The sequence below is a fragment of the Halorubrum sp. SP3 genome, assembly GCF_005435195.1.
In the GTDB taxonomy this organism is placed as follows: domain Archaea; phylum Halobacteriota; class Halobacteria; order Halobacteriales; family Haloferacaceae; genus Halorubrum; species Halorubrum sodomense.
This window is the reverse complement of sequence record NZ_SGTU01000383.1, coordinates 1-443: the sequence shown is the minus strand read 5'-3', so window position 1 is coordinate 443 and position 443 is coordinate 1. Positions and strand designations below refer to the sequence as shown.

Annotated in this window: 1 protein-coding gene; it reads left to right on the top strand. The window is 43.8% G+C overall.

Going from position 1 to position 443, the window contains the following annotated elements; all coding sequences use genetic code 11:
• The coding region (locus tag EXE42_RS19835; RefSeq protein WP_206750764.1) for a hypothetical protein at positions 1-263 on the top strand (263 nt) is incomplete at its 5' end.
• Between the last annotated feature and the right edge of the window lie 180 nt (positions 264-443).

The following is a 443-nucleotide window of genomic DNA, read 5'->3' as shown; positions in this document are numbered from 1 at the left end:
TCATCGAGAATCCATTGCAGAATAACGATGATCTCCTGTCTCATCTCAAATCGGAACTTAGTGGACCTGATCGGACCAAATCAGAGGCAGAACACCATATTGAGGTGTTAGCAAATTACGATGAGTTGTACTGTGATCTCACTCACAACCACGGACTGTCTGAGGACCGGGAGTATGAGTTCAAGGGATTATCTGCGACATACATCAAGCCCCTTTTCAACCGAAACAGTACGTGGAATCTTACAGCCAGCGTCAGCTGGTAATTTCAGTACGAAAATCGGTTGTGACGTGTTTCTTCAAATAGGACGCTCAATGTCTATGAGTAGAAATTCCGACTCTCAATCTAAAGATCTAGCCTTAGCAAAACTCTGGAATCGTGGAGATATAGCTCTCACTTGATGAGATCGAACGACTGTACCATGAAGTGGGAGTTTAAGTATCGT